16 protein-coding genes are annotated in these 17,385 nt (G+C 58.7%); 5 read left to right on the forward strand and 11 right to left on the reverse strand.

Features of this window, described 5'->3' with window-relative positions; translation table 11 throughout:
• Positions 1–12: 12 nt before the first annotated feature.
• The 7 genes from QZH45_RS25305 to QZH45_RS25335 form a co-directional block, all read right to left on the reverse strand.
• The gene (locus QZH45_RS25305; protein WP_432783586.1) at positions 13–1,341 is read right to left on the reverse strand and encodes a coproporphyrinogen-III oxidase family protein; all 1,329 of its coding nucleotides are present in this window, start codon (positions 1,339–1,341) and stop codon (positions 13–15) included.
• An 11-nt stretch (positions 1,342–1,352) separates the two neighbouring features.
• Complete coding sequence (locus QZH45_RS25310; protein ID WP_024778161.1) at positions 1,353–2,171, reverse strand: amidohydrolase family protein; 819 nt, start codon at positions 2,169–2,171, stop codon at positions 1,353–1,355.
• A 12-nt stretch (positions 2,172–2,183) separates the two neighbouring features.
• Positions 2,184–3,785: an NAD(P)-binding domain-containing protein gene (locus tag QZH45_RS25315; RefSeq protein WP_024778162.1), complete on the reverse strand. Its 1,602-nt coding sequence runs from the start codon at positions 3,783–3,785 to the stop codon at positions 2,184–2,186.
• Between the two features lie 150 nt (positions 3,786–3,935).
• Positions 3,936–4,964, reverse strand: a complete 1,029-nt coding sequence (locus tag QZH45_RS25320) for a methyltransferase (protein WP_024778163.1) — start codon at positions 4,962–4,964, stop codon at positions 3,936–3,938.
• Between the two features lie 30 nt (positions 4,965–4,994).
• Positions 4,995–6,101 carry a hypothetical protein gene (locus tag QZH45_RS25325; protein WP_024778164.1) on the reverse strand — a complete coding sequence of 369 codons (1,107 nt, stop codon included), beginning with the start codon at positions 6,099–6,101 and terminating at the stop codon, positions 4,995–4,997.
• 15 nt (positions 6,102–6,116) lie between these two features.
• The gene (locus tag QZH45_RS25330) at positions 6,117–6,902 is read right to left on the reverse strand and encodes an outer membrane lipoprotein-sorting protein (RefSeq protein WP_033034363.1); all 786 of its coding nucleotides are present in this window, start codon (positions 6,900–6,902) and stop codon (positions 6,117–6,119) included.
• Entirely contained in the window at positions 6,850–9,180 is a 2,331-nt protein-coding gene (locus QZH45_RS25335) for an efflux RND transporter permease subunit (RefSeq protein ID WP_160321679.1), read from the reverse strand. Before QZH45_RS25335 ends, QZH45_RS25330 begins: the two co-directional genes overlap by 53 nt.
• A gap of 142 nt (positions 9,181–9,322) precedes the next feature.
• On the opposite strand from QZH45_RS25335, the gene QZH45_RS25340 reads away from it, so the two are divergent.
• The 4 genes from QZH45_RS25340 (at position 9,323) to QZH45_RS25355 (ending at position 12,887) form a co-directional block, all read left to right on the forward strand.
• Positions 9,323–9,820: a DUF1330 domain-containing protein gene (locus QZH45_RS25340; protein WP_053191843.1), complete on the forward strand. Its 498-nt coding sequence runs from the start codon at positions 9,323–9,325 to the stop codon at positions 9,818–9,820.
• Between the two features lie 22 nt (positions 9,821–9,842).
• Complete coding sequence (locus tag QZH45_RS25345) at positions 9,843–11,207, forward strand: cytochrome P450 (protein ID WP_024778168.1); 1,365 nt, start codon at positions 9,843–9,845, stop codon at positions 11,205–11,207.
• Positions 11,179–12,306: a hypothetical protein gene (locus QZH45_RS25350; protein ID WP_055135145.1), complete on the forward strand. Its 1,128-nt coding sequence runs from the start codon at positions 11,179–11,181 to the stop codon at positions 12,304–12,306. The genes QZH45_RS25345 and QZH45_RS25350 overlap by 29 nt, the downstream gene beginning before the upstream one ends.
• Positions 12,307–12,440: 134 nt before the next feature.
• Positions 12,441–12,887, forward strand: coding sequence for a MarR family winged helix-turn-helix transcriptional regulator (locus QZH45_RS25355; RefSeq protein WP_024778170.1), 447 nt, complete (start codon positions 12,441–12,443; stop codon positions 12,885–12,887).
• Between the two features lie 238 nt (positions 12,888–13,125).
• On the opposite strand, the gene QZH45_RS25360 is transcribed toward QZH45_RS25355, so the two are convergent.
• The 3 genes from QZH45_RS25360 to QZH45_RS25370 form a co-directional block, all read right to left on the reverse strand.
• Positions 13,126–13,713, reverse strand: a complete 588-nt coding sequence (locus QZH45_RS25360) for a hypothetical protein (RefSeq protein ID WP_024778171.1) — start codon at positions 13,711–13,713, stop codon at positions 13,126–13,128.
• A 15-nt stretch (positions 13,714–13,728) separates the two neighbouring features.
• A complete protein-coding gene (locus tag QZH45_RS25365; RefSeq protein ID WP_081036504.1) occupies positions 13,729–14,160 on the reverse strand; it encodes a DUF3592 domain-containing protein in 432 nt (143 codons plus the stop codon).
• Positions 14,161–14,227: 67 nt separating this feature from the next.
• Positions 14,228–14,836 (reverse strand): LysE family translocator, encoded by a 609-nt coding sequence (locus QZH45_RS25370; protein ID WP_053191847.1) that lies wholly within the window; start codon positions 14,834–14,836, stop codon positions 14,228–14,230.
• A gap of 94 nt (positions 14,837–14,930) precedes the next feature.
• Between QZH45_RS25370 and gcvA the strand changes: the two genes are divergently transcribed.
• Positions 14,931–15,896: a transcriptional regulator GcvA gene (gene gcvA, locus QZH45_RS25375; protein ID WP_081036505.1), complete on the forward strand. Its 966-nt coding sequence runs from the start codon at positions 14,931–14,933 to the stop codon at positions 15,894–15,896.
• Here the strand turns inward: gcvA and QZH45_RS25380 are convergent.
• On the reverse strand, positions 15,778–17,349 hold the full coding sequence (locus tag QZH45_RS25380; RefSeq protein ID WP_055135147.1) for a TerC family protein: 1,572 nt from the start codon (positions 17,347–17,349) through the stop codon (positions 15,778–15,780). The genes gcvA and QZH45_RS25380 overlap by 119 nt on opposite strands.
• Between the last annotated feature and the right edge of the window lie 36 nt (positions 17,350–17,385).

The raw sequence follows: 17,385 nt of genomic DNA on the forward strand, positions 1-17,385 counted from the left end.
GATATCCCTTCCTTAGAATGAGCCGGTCCGTGCACCCGGTTTGTGCTCCAGTACCGTCAGCACCTGCCCGCCAACCTGCCGCTGGGTGGCTTCGAACAAGTCGGTGGTCATGTTGTTGGTCCATAGACGACCACGCTGGGACACCTCGAACGCATCCGCAGTCTCCGAGAGCAGGCCATGTTCGATCCAATTGGCAATGAGCTCGGGGTTGACCGTGGCCAACGCACGCTCGTTGGCCTTGTCCAGGCGCAGGAACTTGGGAAACATCACCGCACCACGGTTTTCTGGACGATCCAGCGCTACCGAGCTTTTCTCGATGCTCGGCAGCCCCAGCTCGATGGCGTCCATATACTTGTTGACGTTGCTGTGCTTCATGTAGCTGAAGCCGTCCACATAACCCCGGGCCGATGAGCCTACGGCCAGCGTCTCGGCACGATGTTCACCATTGCCGCCGCCCCAGAGCAGGCGGAAGTACTCACAGACCTTTGCCTTACGGGTATAAATCTGGTCGGCGACATTGGCATAGCCAGCCTCGGCCAAGCGGTGGCGCAACTGCTCGAACAGCGCGAGCATGATTTTCTCCGAAGGCTTGGCTGGAATGCTGCCCTCTTCCATCTGGCGCTTGAACTTCGGCGGGAACGCGAAGTAGTGCAGATTGTAGTAATCGACGCTGTCAAAACCGTCGTCGATCAGTCGTGTCAGGTCACGATCCAGAGAAGCCAAGGTCTGCCCCGGCAGGTTGTACATCATGTCGACATTGATTTCATCGAAGCCGAATCGCCGTCCTTGCTCACGGACATTGGCTACATCGTCCAGAGTGGCGGCGATGTTGAAGTGCTTGCGCAACTCCGGATCGTAAGTCTGCAAGCCGAAGCTGATGCGCTGTACGCCTTCGTTCTTGAGAATCTCAAGCCGGTAGGGATCGCCCAGGGTCTTGGGCTCGCCTTCAAAGGAAATCTCGGCGTCGGCGTCGAGGCTGAAGCTCTCTCTGATAGCGTTGAAAATCCGCTGCAGTTGCTCGGGCGACAGCACAGAAGGCGAACCGCCACCGAAATACACGGCCCGCAGTTTGCTGGAGCGGCCGCGCGCGCTGGCCGCCTCAGCGCGGATGTCCTGGCACAGGGCGTTGGTGTAGCGCTCATAGACGGTAGTGTCCTTGTCGACTCGCACATGAAACGGACAGAACCGGCACATGTCCTGGCAGTACGGAATATGCACATAGAGCAGGGTTTCCACCCCTGCGGCCACCGGACTCTCGAAGACCTGGGGCAGACGCTGATGCACAGCGTCCCCCAGTAGCGGATAGAAGTAATAGGTCAGCGGATAATAGGCCTCGTACATGGAGTTTCCCCTTATCCCGCCAACACTTGATCAGCGTTTCCACTAAGCACGGCTTGCAACAGTTCGCGATCGAAGCCGGCATCGAGAATCTTCTGGCACACCGCCGAGTAGCTGCCGCATACCGGCAGATCGGAACCAAACAGCACTTTGCTATGCACCGCCGGACGCTCGTGCAGCCAGTCCACCAGTACCTCGGCCGGAACCAGAGCGGTGTCCAGATACACTCCCGGATAACGAACGGCCATTTCCAGCGCCTCGTCGTACCAGGTGGGCTTGCCGCCATGCGCAAAGATCACCTTGAGTCGCGGGAAAGTTTCCACCAGGCGACGAAAATCCCCCGGCCGGATGAACTTCTGCTCGGTGTCGCGCTGCGCAGTAAGGCCGGTGTGGAACATGATGGGCTGGCCGACCTCGGCACACATTTCATAAACCGCCATCATCGAGTCGAGGTACGGATCAAACCCATGGTCGGCGGGGTAAAACTTGTAGCCCTTGATCCCGCGCTCGAAATCCTTGTGCCATTCCTGGAGTGGATCAGCGTGGTGCAACGGATTGATATTGCCGAACGGCACAAAGAATGGATCGTTGCCACAGAAGTCCAGAATCAACTGGCTATCGATGGAAAAATTGGTTCCCGGCCCGCACTCTGCGAGGATCACCGCACGCACCGCACCGCGCTCTTGAAGATAAGCCTTCAACGCCGACGGATTGGAAAATATTTCACGAACATCGACCCCTTCCTCAAAAGGAAACTTGGTCAACAGGCCCTGAATATCGTCACGCAGCAGCGAGAACTTTCCGGCGTGAACATGGAAGTCTACGAAGTTCATTATTAATTCCCTTTAAAATGTCGAAATCACGTTCCACAGTTTCTGAGCGTCCACAGCTGGACTACGGTGCTCTACCGGCAATTGCTTCGACAGGAACTCCAACAGCGGCTCGATGTGTTCTGCCTCACGCCACTCAGCGGCCAGGTCTTCAATAGTGTGATGCTCTGCCAACAACTTTCCATCGCGGTAGTGCCGGACAATCGGGTGCAGGAAGTTCGAATCTTCAGCGCGCTTGACATTCTCCCTGGCAATGCGCGAAACATTGAACGGATTGTCAAACTTGCGCTGGCCAAACTCCAGGGTCAGGGTCATATACTCATCAGCGGCAAAGCGTTGCGCGATGTAGTCCTGGGGCAGTTCCAAGTGCCAGCTCAAGCGTTGTTGCTGCCGATCAATCAGCATCACATCCTGCAGGAAACCCGGCTGCTGCCAGAGTGCCGAAGACTGGTTGACCCGTTCGATTATGCGCTCGCATGTCGGCGCCACCTGCAACTCATGGGTCACCTGCGGTAAGGCGATACCATCGTAGCGCTCCAACAGCAGTTGGCACAGGGTGCGCACGTTGTAACGGAAGCCGTGGATGAACCCCGACATGTACTTCTTGTAGTCAAGGTACTGCATCAGGGTGCCGGCAAAATAAAGATCGGGAATATTCTGTGACTGCCAATCCGCCTGCTGCGCGGGTAGACGGCCCCGGGAGCACAACTCAGGGCGGCAAGACTCGTCAAACATCGAATCGTCGAAGCGAAATCCGGTACAGGCAATCACGCGATCGTATTCGATGACTTCCTGTTCGCCCTCGGCGTGCTGGTAACCGAAGTAGGCCTTGAACTTGTCGCCGTCGCGCTCGATGCGATGCAGTTCAACATCGAGGATCGCGTTCTGTGATTTAAGCTGGTACGTATCGAGCAGGTTGTTGTTGACCGCGCGCAAATGCCCCACGTAATGGGTCGACCAGGCCATGCGCAATGGATTCGGGCTCGCCACGTGGATCATCGCTGCATGCTCCATCAGTGCATCGGCAGTCTCGAAGCCAGAGTTACCCTTGCCCAGGATCAGCACTTTCTTGTTGGTCAGCGGCACCGGGTCGATGTCCATATCAACATAGTGCTCAGCGTGTTCGATCCCCTCGATGTCCGGCAGCCAAGGCAGATGCACGCCTGTCGCGACAATCAGCACACGGGCCCGCAGTTCCTCGCCCGTGGACAAGGTGACGATGAAGTCCTGATCGCGACGCACGTTCACCACAGCGCTATCGGTACGCACGTTAAGCTGATGTTCCTTGGCAAAACCATCCAGATAACGCGGCATGTCATCGGCATCGGGAAAATAACGTTGGCTGTAGTCGGTGAACCGAGCCGCAGTGCTTTCGCTGCTTAACAGCGAGTTCCAGTCCCAACGCAAGTTAATTTCAGGATCGGAATAACCGGTATGGACTTTATTGATTGAGATCAACTTCCTGTGTCGTGGAAATCGTTCAAATGAAGTGCCGGCGCGACGTCCGCTCTCTACAATCAAATAATCACGCCCTTGTTGCTGCAAGCAATGACCGGCCTGCAGCCCTCCCGGACCAGCGCCAATAACCAGGTATCCATACGTCTTCTTAGCGGACATTTAAACTCTCCTTATGTTTCACTTAGTGCCAGGAACAGCGCGCACGTAGACGTCCACGCTATTACGATGCGGAATAAATTAGTTTCTCAGATCAACAACAAAACTGGCCTGACGGCCACGGACTTACATCAAAGCTGAACCGGCTTGGAATTATAGATAACCAATGACCGCATGTTTCTCGCCGCTGGACCTGATCACTTGGGTGCGAGTAAAACCGGCCTCATGTAATAGCGCTTGAAACTGGGTCTCCGTGCGGTGTTGCCCACCGGTCTCCAAGAGCATCGCCAGGTCCTGCATCACTGCCGCAAACGGCTCGGCGCCTGATGCTTCCAACAAGCGATCGAGCACCAGCACTCGTCCTCCGGGATTCAACGCTTGGCGAACCCGGCGCAATAGCTGTAGAGATTGCTCGTCGTTCCAGTCAGAGAGAATGAACCCCAAGGAGTAGGCATCCGCGTGGGGCAACTCACCGGACCAGAAGTCACCCGGCACAAAGCTGACCCTGGAAGCCAACCCCACCTCACTGATCCGCGCCAGGCAATGGGGCTCCACAGCAGGCAGGTCGAATACCACTGCGCTGAGCTCGGCATGCCGTTGCGCGGCAGCGATGGCGAAGGTACCGATGCCGCCCCCCAAGTCGACCAGGCTCGATACGTCGTCCACCACCCTCAGCTTCACCAACTCTGCTGACGGCTCGCGGCTGAGGTTCCACATTGCATCATGGAATGCAGCGCCACGGTCCTCGGCCAACAGATAGTCGAAGGGGGCCGACGCGTCTTGCGCCAGTTTCGCCCATTGCGCCTGGCCGCTGCCCACGGCATCGCCTAGGTGGCGAAACAGCGGCAGAGTGTTGCTGTCAAAGTGTTCGAGCAAAGGTCCCAGGTACTGTGCCGACTGAGGATCCAACGCGCCGTGGGCGGATGCCGACAGTCGATAGCCGCCTGCCTGCTCCTCGACCAGCCCCCAGGCAACCGCGCCGCGTAAAAACCGCTCCAGTGTGGCGCCGTCCAGTCCCAGTGAGTCTGCCAGAGCGTCTGCCCCCGGCCCCGCATCAGCGCTGGCAAGCGCCCGGAAAATCCCCAGTCGATGCCCCTGCAGCAGAATTGCGCTGCCCATGAAGCCATAGAGCGCCAGGCTTACGGGATCGAGGACCTTCTCGCCCCTTGGTGGTACTACCATATCAACCTCCCTGTCCAATTGATGGAGTGATTAAACGCCCAGCTCGAAGGAGCCTTGGGCCACGACTTGCCCATTAATGATCAGATGCACCTCATGTGCGCCGGGGTAGTAACTTCTCAGCGAACTGCTTTCGATACTGTGATCGCGCTGCAGCTTCACCGTCCCCTTGACCAACTTCTGGCGCTTGCTCCACTTGAATACACGACGGTTGATCTGGCCTCGGGCGCCCGGCGCGAGAATGGCGTAGTCGATCATCAGCCCATGCTCGCAGGTGCTGTCGATCTGGATATCGCAGTCCAGAGAAATACGCTCTCCAGGTTTGATCTGCGAAGGCCCGACCTGGAAGTGCTTGATCTGCACCGGCGCGGCCATGGAATACCCAAGCAGCTCCAGCGCCCGGCTGTCACCGCGACGCGCCAAGGTTCGCAGCGAATGGCGGATGATCCAATCGGTGTGCGGCCCACGCGCCTCGACCTGCCAACGCTCCAGCACATCGAGCACAGCGCCGGGATGATCCTTGCTGATGTCATTGAGGTTGTTTGCCACTGAGCGACGTACGTACTCGCTGCGATCGCTGCGCAGAAGCTCCAATAAAGCCAGGACCGGCGCCGGGTCAACCAACAGGCTCGGCACCCGCGTGGCCCACGGCAGGCGCGGACGCGTGCCCTCGGAAACCAGCCTGCGCACATCGTTGCTGTCATCGCTGGCCCAGCCGGCCAGCACCTGCAATGTAGGCTCCGGATAGGCATCCAGATAAGGCCGGATGGCGAACTCGCCAGTGAAGTGCTGAGTCACCTTCCTGATCGCTTGCATGGCGGCATCAAAGTGCTCTAGACCGCGGGTTTCGAAAATATCCGCGATCACCCACACAGGGAACCCGGTCATGCGACCAAAGCGGGTCCCGGGGATCGGATCAAGCATCCTGACCAACACCTGGGCCGCCGACACAAACTCCAGACCCAACCCCTCCCAGAGGGCGTTAGCCATGGCCTTCACTCGTGCCTTCATCTCCAGCGGCCCCAGGTCCGCCGGCAACGAGGCGCTATAACGCTGCTGATCGAAGCCCTCTAGCAGCGCGGCAGCGCGACCGCCCAACTCGACGCCAAGCGGATGATCGAAGTAATCCTTGAAGTCCATGACATATCCCTTGAATCAACGCTGAGCGTCGAGGCTGCTCTTATCGAACGTCAGCTCGTTATATCCATTGCCAAAGCGGTAGTTGCTCCAGCGCATCCAGGTCTGCTTGCCGGTCTGGTGGTTGACCATTCGCATCTCGCTGGCCCGCCAGTAGCGGTCCAGGTAAACACCATAACCGCTGTAGGTCTGGGTTTTGAGCAACGCATTCTTACGGTCGTAGTATTCCACCTTGAGCGGCCGGTAATACTGCTTGTCGAGCCAGGTCACTTGACGGGTGTAGCCGGAGCGCGGGTACGCAGGGGTCATTTCCAGCTTGTACGCGTCCAACCCATCAACTATCTCGTCCCCCAGATACTGGTACTGGTACTTATCGAGCTCCCAGCTGGCCATGTCCTCGTATGCGAATTCACTGCCCATGAACGGGCCTGACTTGTTCTCCGAAGCAATCCGCTTGACCCGACGCAGCGACGGGAAAAACTGCCACTGATCATCCGAGGTCAGGCTATGGGCGTGGGTCAGCAAGGTGGTGCCACGCACATCCGCGGGGCTCAGAAAACGCACCAGACTCTTGTCGCCATCGGCATGTACTTCAAAGAACTGCACCGCCAACTCACGGGTACTTACCGCGCCGTAGGCATTACGCAACTCCATCTGCAGATCCGCCGACATGTCCTTCCAACCGACGTTGTGCTGGTCCGCCTGCCTCGCGATCTCCTGACCTTTCTCATCGGCCACGGCCACGCTCACATCAACGAGGCAGAACAGCATCGCCAAGTACTTCACGCTCTTCAGTCCTTTCACGCTTCTTCTCCAATGTCAGTTCAAGCAACCCCGGCAGCAGGAAAAAATCCGCCAGCAGAGCAATCACTAATGTCAGGGCGGTCACCAGCCCCATTTCCCGGTTCAAGGCGAATTCGGATGTGGCCAGGACCAGGAACCCGGCCGTCAAGGTCAGCGAGGTCACCAATAAGGCAGGCGCCGTGCTGGTGAAAGCCTCGACAACCGCTTCACCCACCGTCTGGCCGTGGGACTTGACCCGCTGCAACACCGCGTACATGAAGTGGATGGTGTCATCGACCACCACCCCCAACGTCATGGAGGCGACGATGGCCACCGAGAACCCAACCTGCCCAACGCAGATCCACCAGATCCCTAGAGCCATGGCTGCCGGAATCACGTTCGGCACCATGGACAGCAGGCCCAGCTTCCAAGAGCGGAACAACAGCATCAGCAGGACCGCGACCACCGCCGCCGAGGCGATGATCCCCCACATCATGCTTTCGATATTGCGCTGACCGATGTGGGCAAAGATCAATGTGGTGCTGGCGGCCTTGGCCTCGATTGCCGGTGTGTTGCTAGCCAGCCACGACATAGAGCGACGCTCGAAGTCGAGCATTTGCCGGGTACTCAGTTCGTGTAGCGCCACTACGCTCCGAGTGACCGTGCGACTGACATCGATCTGGTTATTCAGGTCGAGTCCATAAGGTAAGGACTGCTCGTACAGCAGCAGACTCTGCGCCGCCACCTCGGTGCTTTCCGGCAGCCGATAAGCCTCCTCGGTGCCAGTGGTCAGACTACGGTTGACTCGCTTGACCACGTCCGAGAGCGAACTGACATGGGCGACTTCCGGCTGTTGGCGCAACCAAGCGGTATAGTCCTCCACCTGAGCCAGGAAGACCGGGTCGTTGACGCCGCTGCTTGATTTGGACTTGAGCGCATACTCGATGGTGTAAAGACCGGTTAGGTTCTGCTCGGTGTAGTCATTGGCCTGACGGAAAGCCGTCTCCGGGCTGAACCAGCGCAGATACTGATCATTGAGCTCATTACGCCCGGCCAACGAGGCCAGCACCACTACCACAGGGATGCTCAGCCACATCAACCGCCGCGAGCGTGACTGCACCCAGGTGCCGAAGCGAGTCATCAGATGCTCCAGCGGATCCCCCTTGACGCCAGCCTTGAGCGGCAGCAGCGCGACCAGGCCTGGCAGCAGAAACAGAGTGAACAACCAGGCCAGGGCGATGCCGATCGAGACAATGTTGCCCAAGTCACGGAAAGGCGGGATCTCGCTGAAGTTCAGGGACAGGAACGCTACAGCAGTGGTCACGCTGGTCACAGTGACCGGTACGAGAGTTTCGTGCAGCGCCTCGCGCAATGCATCCAAGCGCGTAGCCCCCTTGCGCAGATGCATCAGGGTGACCGACAGCACATGCACCGAGTCCGCCACGGCGATCATCAGAATCACCAGTGGCGCAGACGCCGAGAGCGAAGTCAGGCTCATGCCCAGCCAGCCCGCAATACCCTCGGCGCTGGTCATGGCCAGATACACCACGGCCACTGCTGCCACTGTGGCCAGCACACTGCGCAGCATGATCAACGCGGCAATCAGGATTACCAGATAGACCCAAGGGGTCAGGTTGGCGGCGTCACCCATGGCAGCTTCCAGAAAGGCATTGTTGTACATCGCCATGCCCGTCAGATGCACTTTTATCCCGGGAAATCTGGCTTGCGCCTCCTCAGCCAGTTGGCGGGCGAAACCCACCACCTCACTGTTCTCATAAGGAGAAACCCCGGCCAGGTGGTACACCACGTTGACCGCGGCGACATTGCCGGCCTTGGACACCAGGCGACCCACCAACTGCGGCTCTGACAAGGCGATGGTGCGGATTCGCTGGCGTTGCTGCTCGTTCAAGGTGGCGGCATCACGCACCAGGTCGGCGACCTGGATGTTGTCCGCGTCGGCGTCGATATTCTGAAAGTTGCTGAGGGAGTCCACCCGCACCGAATAAGGTGTCTGCCAGGCGCGCTGGGTTATCCACTGCAGCGCCTCGAGGGACGACTGGCTGAATACCTCGCCCGACTCCGGCGCCACAACAATAAACAGGTTGTCCGACCGGTCAAAGGTGGCCTGCATCTGCTCTTGCGCCATCAACTCCGGGTTATCCGGGGCAAGATACACTCGGTAGTCGGTACTGAAGCCGAGCCGGCTCTGCCCCAGGCTTGCCAAATAGGCCAGCCCTAGAAACAGCAGCAGGAACCCCCATCGCAAGCGCACTACCGCTGACACTATCGTTCTCATCATTTTGACATCCATTCCAAAAGGGCCATGTGATCGATGGGTGCGCAAGCTATAGAAACACTTCTTTCACGTCAACAGTTGACGTGCAAACATTTAACTTGTAGTTTTTTTACGTCAAATATGGCGTCACATTAAGGAGCAAGACATGAAGCTGAACGTAATCAGCGAAGCACACCAGCCCAGCCCGGTTTCGGCTGTAGTGCTGGACGGTCGGGTTTCCCAGCCGATGTTTGGAGAGCTGGACGTGCGTCGCCTGCAACTCTCCCCCGCAGTGGATGGGCAACCGGGGGTTCAGGTGACCGGAGTCAAACAGGATCTGGCACGCTGGGCCGAAGTCCAGGGCCCCACCATGCTGGTGGCCTTTCAGTTCCAGGCCCCTGATGCCTCAGACAACGCCGATGCCCTGGCCAGGTATGTCGCTGATCGCGAACCAGCCCTGACCCGACATGGCGGGCGCGTGGTAATCAGCGCGGTCACAGAGCGCGGTGAACAGTGGTCCTTCGACGGATTCGAGATCATCGAATTCCCGTCAGCGGACACCGTGGGACAACTGATGCAAGATCCCGACTACCGCAATCGGACTGCGGCTTCCAGCGCGGTATTCGGTGGCGCCTTTGCCATGGCCCCGATCCAAGCCGCCTAAAGCTGCAATCAAGGACGATAGGATGAACGCTTTTGCGCCCGGCCCTCGCGGGCATATGCTTTTCGGCTGTTCTGAGCGGTTTCGTAACGAACCGCTGGCACTCTTGAACGAGTGTCGGCAGCGCTACGGCACCCTCGTACGATTGCCCGTCGGTTTTGGGGCCTCCTTCTGCCTGGCCTTCGACCCGGCCGATCTCGATACCATTTTCCAAGGCGAAAACTTCGGTCGCAGCGATATCGCCGCAGCCTTCGGCCCCTTGGCGGGTGGCAGCATGATCATCGCCGACGGCCAGAAGTGGAAGGAGCAGCGCAAGGCGGTCATCCCGTCGTTCGCCCTGCCGCGCCTGCGCGCGCTCGCGCAGAATGTCGACGCCCTGGCTCACGAACGCGTGGCCGACTGGGCCAATCGCGTGGACCACAACGGCGACATCGATCTGCAGCACGAAATGGTCGATTACGCCATGGACGTGTTGACCCATTTTCTCTTCGGACACCGCATCGGGGCCCAGGCTATTGCGCGCATCTCCCACGGCTGGACCCTGAGCCTGCGCTACATGAATATCCGTCTGTCCTCGCCGGTTCCGCTTCCCGATTGGTTGCCAACGCCGAACAACCGTCGGCTGCACACCGCCGCCGGGCAAATCGCCACGGTCCTGCTGGAAATCATTGCCCAGCACCGCAGCAGTAGCCCCGCATCTGCTGGCGGCTTCCTTGACGACTTGATCAACTACCGCGATGAACAAGGCCAGGCCCTCGACGATCAGCACATCCTGCGGGAAATCATGGGTGTGTTCCTGGCCGGCTTCGACACCGTCGCCTCAGCCATGATGTGGACCCTGGGCGATCTGGCCAAACACCCGGGCTGGCAGCAGGCGGTGCGCGATGAATTGAATTCAGTCGCCACCAGCAGCCGGCTCGACCTGAAAGACACGCCCGTGCTGGAACAGTGCTTTAACGAATCCATGCGCCTGTCGCCACCGCTGTGGCTAATCGATCGCAAGGCCGCTCAACCGTGCATACTCGGTGGCCAACGGGTGCCGGGAGGCACCAACATCATCATGAGTCCTTGGGTGACTCACCGTGACCCGTCCTTCTGGGAGCGGCCCCTGGACTATCACCCCGAGCATTTCGCGGCAACAGCGCCCAGCCGGCCCAAGTACGCCTTCTTCCCCTTTGGCGGCGGGCGGATGAAGTGCATTGGCATCGGCTTGGCACACTTGCAATTGAAGTCGCTGCTCCGGCAGGTGCTGACTCACTACGAGCTCAATGTGCGCCCGGAGCACTTGCCTGAAATTGAACCGGCATTCGTTCTACGGACTCGCAATGGCCTGAAGACTTCTCTGACTAGGCGCGTAGCTAATGGCGAATCCACTGCTGTCGCGATTTAGCCTGGGGCTGCTGCTGACTTGCCTGACAATCACCTTAAGCCCTTGCGCAAGCAGCACGGAGGAGCAGTACAAGCTGACACTCCAGGGCAACGGTTACGAGTCGGCACGCACATCTTTTCCAGGTCTGCAGTTCAAGTGGGACCGCCATGAATCGCTGCTCGAGCAGATGTCGTTGGACATGGAGGTAGAATTACAGTGGGCGGGACTGGACCGATACGACGCCGCGGACTTGCGCGAACTTTCGTTGTCCTACCGACCGGGGCCCTGGCAGTTGGGGGTTGGCCTGAGCCGCGTGTTTTGGGGGGTCACCGAGTCCCGGCATCTGGTCGATGTGGTGAATCAGGTTGACCTCAGATTCGACCCGGATGGCGATGCTCGCCTCTCGCAACCCATGGCCTCGGTGGGCTATCGCGGCCTGGGGCGGAACGTGACGTTATATGCCCTACCCTGCTATCGCGAGCGGCCGGACGCGCTGATCTTCGGTGAACATGGCGCGCAGGATCCTGCTTATGAGCAGGCCATCTTCACGCCACTGCGCTGCTCCGGACAGACCGATTTTGCCGTACGAGCCACCCAGGTAGCCGGCCCTGCGGATATTGGTCTCAGCTACTTTCGGGGTCACAGTCGCGAACCTTACGCGGGCCATTCCCCCGCCAGTTCCGATCCGACGTACCCCGAGGTGAACAGGTTCGCCGTCGACACTCAAGTCACCCTGGGCGCCTGGCTGCTGAAGCTCGAGGCGTTGCTTCAGGACAGTGAACACGGGATTGATCGAGCCAGTGTCTCGGGCTTCGAATATACCTGGGTCTCAGCCTTCAACGGTGCCAGTGACCTATCCCTGCTGTACGAGCACCTGACCGACACGCGCTGCGACAGCGTCATTGCATCATGTGGCGAGATGCTGGGAATCCGGTGGATCGCCAACGACGTCGCGGACACCAACCTGCTGGTGTCCTCCGTGCGGGATCGCCAGAATGGCTTATGGGGTCTGAAAGTTCAGGGCAGCCGGCGCATTGATGAGCAACTGAGCCTGCTCCTCAACAGCGGGGGGATGTACCGAGCAAGGTACCTGTCCGTTGGGCTATCCTATGCGTTTTGATCATGCTGGCAGCTCGTTTCTAGCTCTGCCCTGCTTTACGCGTGGCAACGACACACTACAGGATGGTTTTCAGGGCATGAGGCCAGCCTGAACGCGTTTTGCTCGATCGCCCACTGCATTCAGAGGTACGAATAGTGGCACGCAACAGCAATGCTGAACCCGTACTACGCAACCTGTTTTGCTTCAACTTCTATCGTGGATGGCGAGGCATTTCCGAGTTCTACAGAAAGTACCTGCCCGAGGGCATATCCGCCCAGCAGAGTTATCTTCTGGAACTCTGCAGGACGGACGAGGGCATTCTTGTGGGAGACATTGCGCATCAGCTTGAAATTGACGTCTCGGCGGTGTCCGGATTACTTAAGCGCATGGAGAGCAGCGGCCTGATCAGACGAGAAGTGCTACCCTCGAATCGACGTCAAACCTTAGTGTTCCTTACTCATCAGGGGGAAGAGCTGCGTAAGGAAGTCCATCAGTCGATGATGGTTGCTGATCGTTTGTTATCCGAAGCCATCCAGAAAGAGGACAAGCTTTCGCTGATCAGAGTGGTCGATCAGATCAGACATCTTATAGACGCCGAGTAAGCATTGGACTCCTGCTGAACCTTCCTGTTTTCCAGCCGCCTCCACGCCTCTAACACACCTGGCATGGTTATACGGGCCGGAGCCACGTTGTGCGATAGATCAGGATGACGGCGACGTTGGAACCTTACACCAGACCGAAGAAACCTACTGGTGGAGCAACATCTGACGGTTTAAATCGGTGCCGACTGTTGCGCCGCTATCGCGAGCAGGCTCGCTCCCCACAGGTTTCCATGGCTGACTAGAACAGATAGCCAATATAGATCGCCGCCCCACCACCGGCCTGCGCGCCGGCGTTCATACCCGCCATGACCACGGCTCCCTTGGCCGACTGCATCAGTTGTCGGTTGACGGTGCTGGAAGCAATGATCGATGTGGCCGGGCTGGCACTCAAGGCCACTGACAAGGCCAGCAACTTGGGATCGAGCCCGAACAACAAGGCCATGGCAGAACCACCGACTACCAGTCCACCTCCCACTTCGGTGTAGAGGCAGGGGCCGGTGATGTCATCACTTGTCAGGTCGCGTCCGGCCAAGGCATCACTGACAAAGACTTTGCCAAAGCTGGGAAACGCCTCGGCTGCGCCGGCCGCTCCTACACTCTTGCCTTTTATCTGGATATTGACCTTGCCAAAGCGCGGCAGCCGGGCACCAAAGCCGGCTCCTACCCCGACGCCACCGTAGCGGTAGCTGACGTCTTCACCTTGGGGCGAGCGCAGAATGATCGAACCACCACTGCCCGCCACCACGGCCACGGTCAGACCGCCACCGCTCGCGGTCTGGTACGCCCAACGGCTCTCATTGACCGGAATCGGGATGTTGTAGCTCATACGTTCGAAATCCTTTTATTTGAGTGAAACGCGTCGACCATGCCGAAAACAGGTTTTGGACAAGCCAGCAAACGCGAACATCAGACCGAGGCATCCCAGCAGCCCGGAAGGTCCCCACAGCGCACCCGCATCATCGATGACAGCGCTGCCGGCGGGCTGTTCGGCCAGGTAATGCACTCGTACCGACTGCCCTTGCTGATAGCCGAAGATCATTCCGCCCTGGGGATAGGAGATTGCTTCACCGCTGACGCTGGTGAAGGCGATTTCAGGATGCGAACCGCCGGCATTCAGGCGGCTGACGATGCCATTGACAGTCTGCGCGCGGGAGAGAAATTCGCGGCGATCGAGGGTGAGATTGACAGCAATGCACAACAGTCCGATGCCAATCAGGGCAAACAGCAAGCCCAGCAATATCTTCCCGACGGATGAGGAAGTGTCGTTAGCCATGGCAGGTCTCAGTATTCGTCCATGAAAGAGGGGCGTCAGGATAGCAAGAAGCTTTATCCGAGTCCGCTCATTTGCTGGCAGAAGCCATCAGTACACCAAAACAGAAAAAGGTTATGCCCGACAGCTTGCCAACGACCTGTGCCCCTCGGTTCGTGGACAGCCAGCCCCTCACACTGTTGGCCATGAGCGCATAGCCGCTATGAACCAGTACGACAAGCAAGCCATAGGAGGACACCAGCAGGAAAAACTGGCTGTAGTAGCTGTCCCCCGGCTTGATGAACTGCGGATATACCGCGAGAAAAAAGAAACCCGCCTTGGGGTTCAATAGCTGGATCGACAACGCTGCGACGAATCGTTGCCACGGACGCGACGGCGTGACGTTGAGCTCAGGGATGAAACGCCCCATGCGCCACATCTTGATCCCCAGGTACAACAGGTACAGTGCACCGACATATTTGAGAACACTGAACGCGGTGGATGACGTGGCGAGGATCAAACCGACACTGGTGGCAGAAATACCCGCCACGACAAATGCCCCCAGCGCGATACCGAAGATGCCGGGCAACGCACCGCTCCAGCCATGGCGCAAGGCGTTGGAAATCGTCAGCATCACCCCAGGGCCAGGGCTCAGTACGGTCAGGGTGGCCAGAATCAGAAACAGTCCGTAATTAATCATGAATCACTCCGAAGCAGGTGATGCTCAGAGTGGTGTGACGGGGCATTGCTGACAAACGCTTTAATTGCGCCCCTGATGTGACAAAATCAGACACATGATTTCCGACCTGCCTCCCTTGAACGCCGTTCGTGCCTTCGCCGCTGCCGCTCGCCATCAGAGTTTCAGCCGCGCGGCCGAAGAGCTGCACGTCAGCCACAGCGCTGTCAGTCGGCATATCAAGCTGCTCGAGGAACACCTGGGGGTGCTGCTTTTCGAGCGTCGCATCCGTCAATCCGTGCTTACGCCGGCCGGCCAGACGTTCTATGAACAGGTCAGCATGGCCCTTGCACAGATTGCCCACGCCGCGACCGCCCTGACCCGGAGTGCTTCGCGGCGCAAAGTGACGATCAATGTGCGGCCCTCCTTCGCGGTACGCTGGCTGATCCCACGGCTGCCGGACTTCATGGCGCAGTATCCGGATATCCACCCTGAAGTGGTCACCAGCACCCGGCCACCGGATCTGTCGCGCGAAGCATTCGACGTCGTGGTTCGCCGGGGACAGTCCGGATGGTCCACCAACGTTCAACCCCATGCGTTGCTGGAAGATGACCTGATACTGGTAGCCGCCCCGTCCCTGCTGCAAAGCCAGTCGCTGGACAGCCCCACCGATCTGCTCCAGCACACGCTGCTGACCGGCAGGACCCGCTGCAGCGACTGGCAGGACTGGGCCAAGCAGGCGGGCCTCACTCAGTTGCGAACACAACCGACTTTGCAATTCGACCACATGCACCTGGTGTTGCAAGCCGCCGTCGATGGCCTGGGGGTCGCGCTGTGTCCGACCTCATTGCTGGGCAGGGACTTATCCACAGGGCGACTGACCTGCCCGTTTCCCTCCTTGCGCCTGCCGCTGATCCGTTATTACTACGGTGTCTCCCAAGACGCAGCGGCCGAAACCCAGGTGTTTATCGACTGGATGCTGTCTCATATCCATCAGGACGCAATAACACTCTCGTCACCCGACGCTCCTGGACCTCTACAACCCGTAGGCTCCACGCCTGCCAATGGAGCTCATCGCCAATGACCGGCAGGCGATCCAGCAAACTCATGACCAGTCCTGCGAGTGTCTGGTAGTCATCGGTGGCTTGTGCCTGGAAGCCCGTTTGCTCACGAATATGACTGAGGTTCAGTGCACCGTTGATGAGATAGCCACCCTCCTGGGCCACGATGTTCGGGCCTTCGATTTCACTGGCATCGGGCAGTTCACCAGCAATGGACTCAAGGATGTCGGTCATGGTGAGCAGCCCCACGAAATCAACGAATTCGTTTACCACAAAAGCGATGTGCGTCGATTCCTTACGCATCTGCTCCAGCGCGTTGAGAATCGTAAAACTGTCCAGCAAGTTGATTGTCTTGCGGGCCATGGCTTCCAGATCTGGCTCGTGCCCCGCCAACAATTCCTTGAGCAGCTCTTTCTTGTGGACGAAGCCCAATGGCTCATCGACCTGACCATCACGAATCAACGGCAGCCTGGAGTACGACGAGTGCATCAGCCTCGTGCGGATCACGTCTGGCGCGTCGGCCAGATCGAGGTGGTCGATTTCCGCACGCGGGGTCATGACCCCGCGTATCGAGCGTTCCGCCAACTGAAGCACGCCGTTGATCATCACTCGTTCGCGTCGGTCGAACGCCGGCCCGGCTTCATTGCCAGGGAGCATGTCGGCAATCTCTTCACCCACCTCGTCGGCATCCAATGGGTGGCCACCCAACAAACGCATCACCGCATGAGCGGTACGTTGGCGCATGGGGCGCCGCCCCTGCAGGCTCTTCTTGCGGCGTGAGCGAGCCAACTGGTTGAACAGTTCGATCAGGATAGAGAAGCCTATCGCGGCGTAGAGGTAACCTTTCGGAATGTGGAAACCCAGGCCCTCTGCGGTGAGACTGAAACCGATCATCATCAGGAAGCCCAGGCAGAGCATGATGACCGTGGGATGCCCGTTGACGAATTTAGTCAGCGGCTTGCTCGCGACGATCATCAGGCCTATAGAGAAAATCACCGCGATCATCATGACCGACAGATGCTCCACCATGCCCACGGCGGTAATCACGGCATCCAGCGAAAAGACCGCATCCAGCACCACGATCTGCGCAACGATTGGCCAGAACAGCGCGTAGGCCGCGTTACCCGAGCGCTGGGCCACATGCCCTTCGAGCCGCTCATGCAACTCCATGGTTGCCTTGAACAGCAGGAACACACCCCCGAACAGCATGATCAAGTCTCGCCCCGAGAACGTCTTGTCCAAGACCTCGAACAACGGTTCGGTCAGGGTCACCATCCAGGAAATGCTGGCCAGCAAGCCAAGACGCATCAGCAGCGCCAGGGACAGGCCGATGATGCGGGCACGATCCCGCTGCTCTGGAGGGAGTTTGTCGGCCAGGATGGCGATGAAGACCAGGTTATCGATGCCGAGCACCAGCTCCAGCACGATCAGCGTCAAAAGGCCAAGCCAGGCCGTGGGGTCAACGATCCATTCCATGGAATTATTCGCTCCCTCGGAAAGAGTTTGTCAGAG

The sequence above is a fragment of the Pseudomonas corrugata genome, assembly GCF_050920615.1.
Taxonomy (GTDB): domain Bacteria; phylum Pseudomonadota; class Gammaproteobacteria; order Pseudomonadales; family Pseudomonadaceae; genus Aquipseudomonas; species Aquipseudomonas corrugata.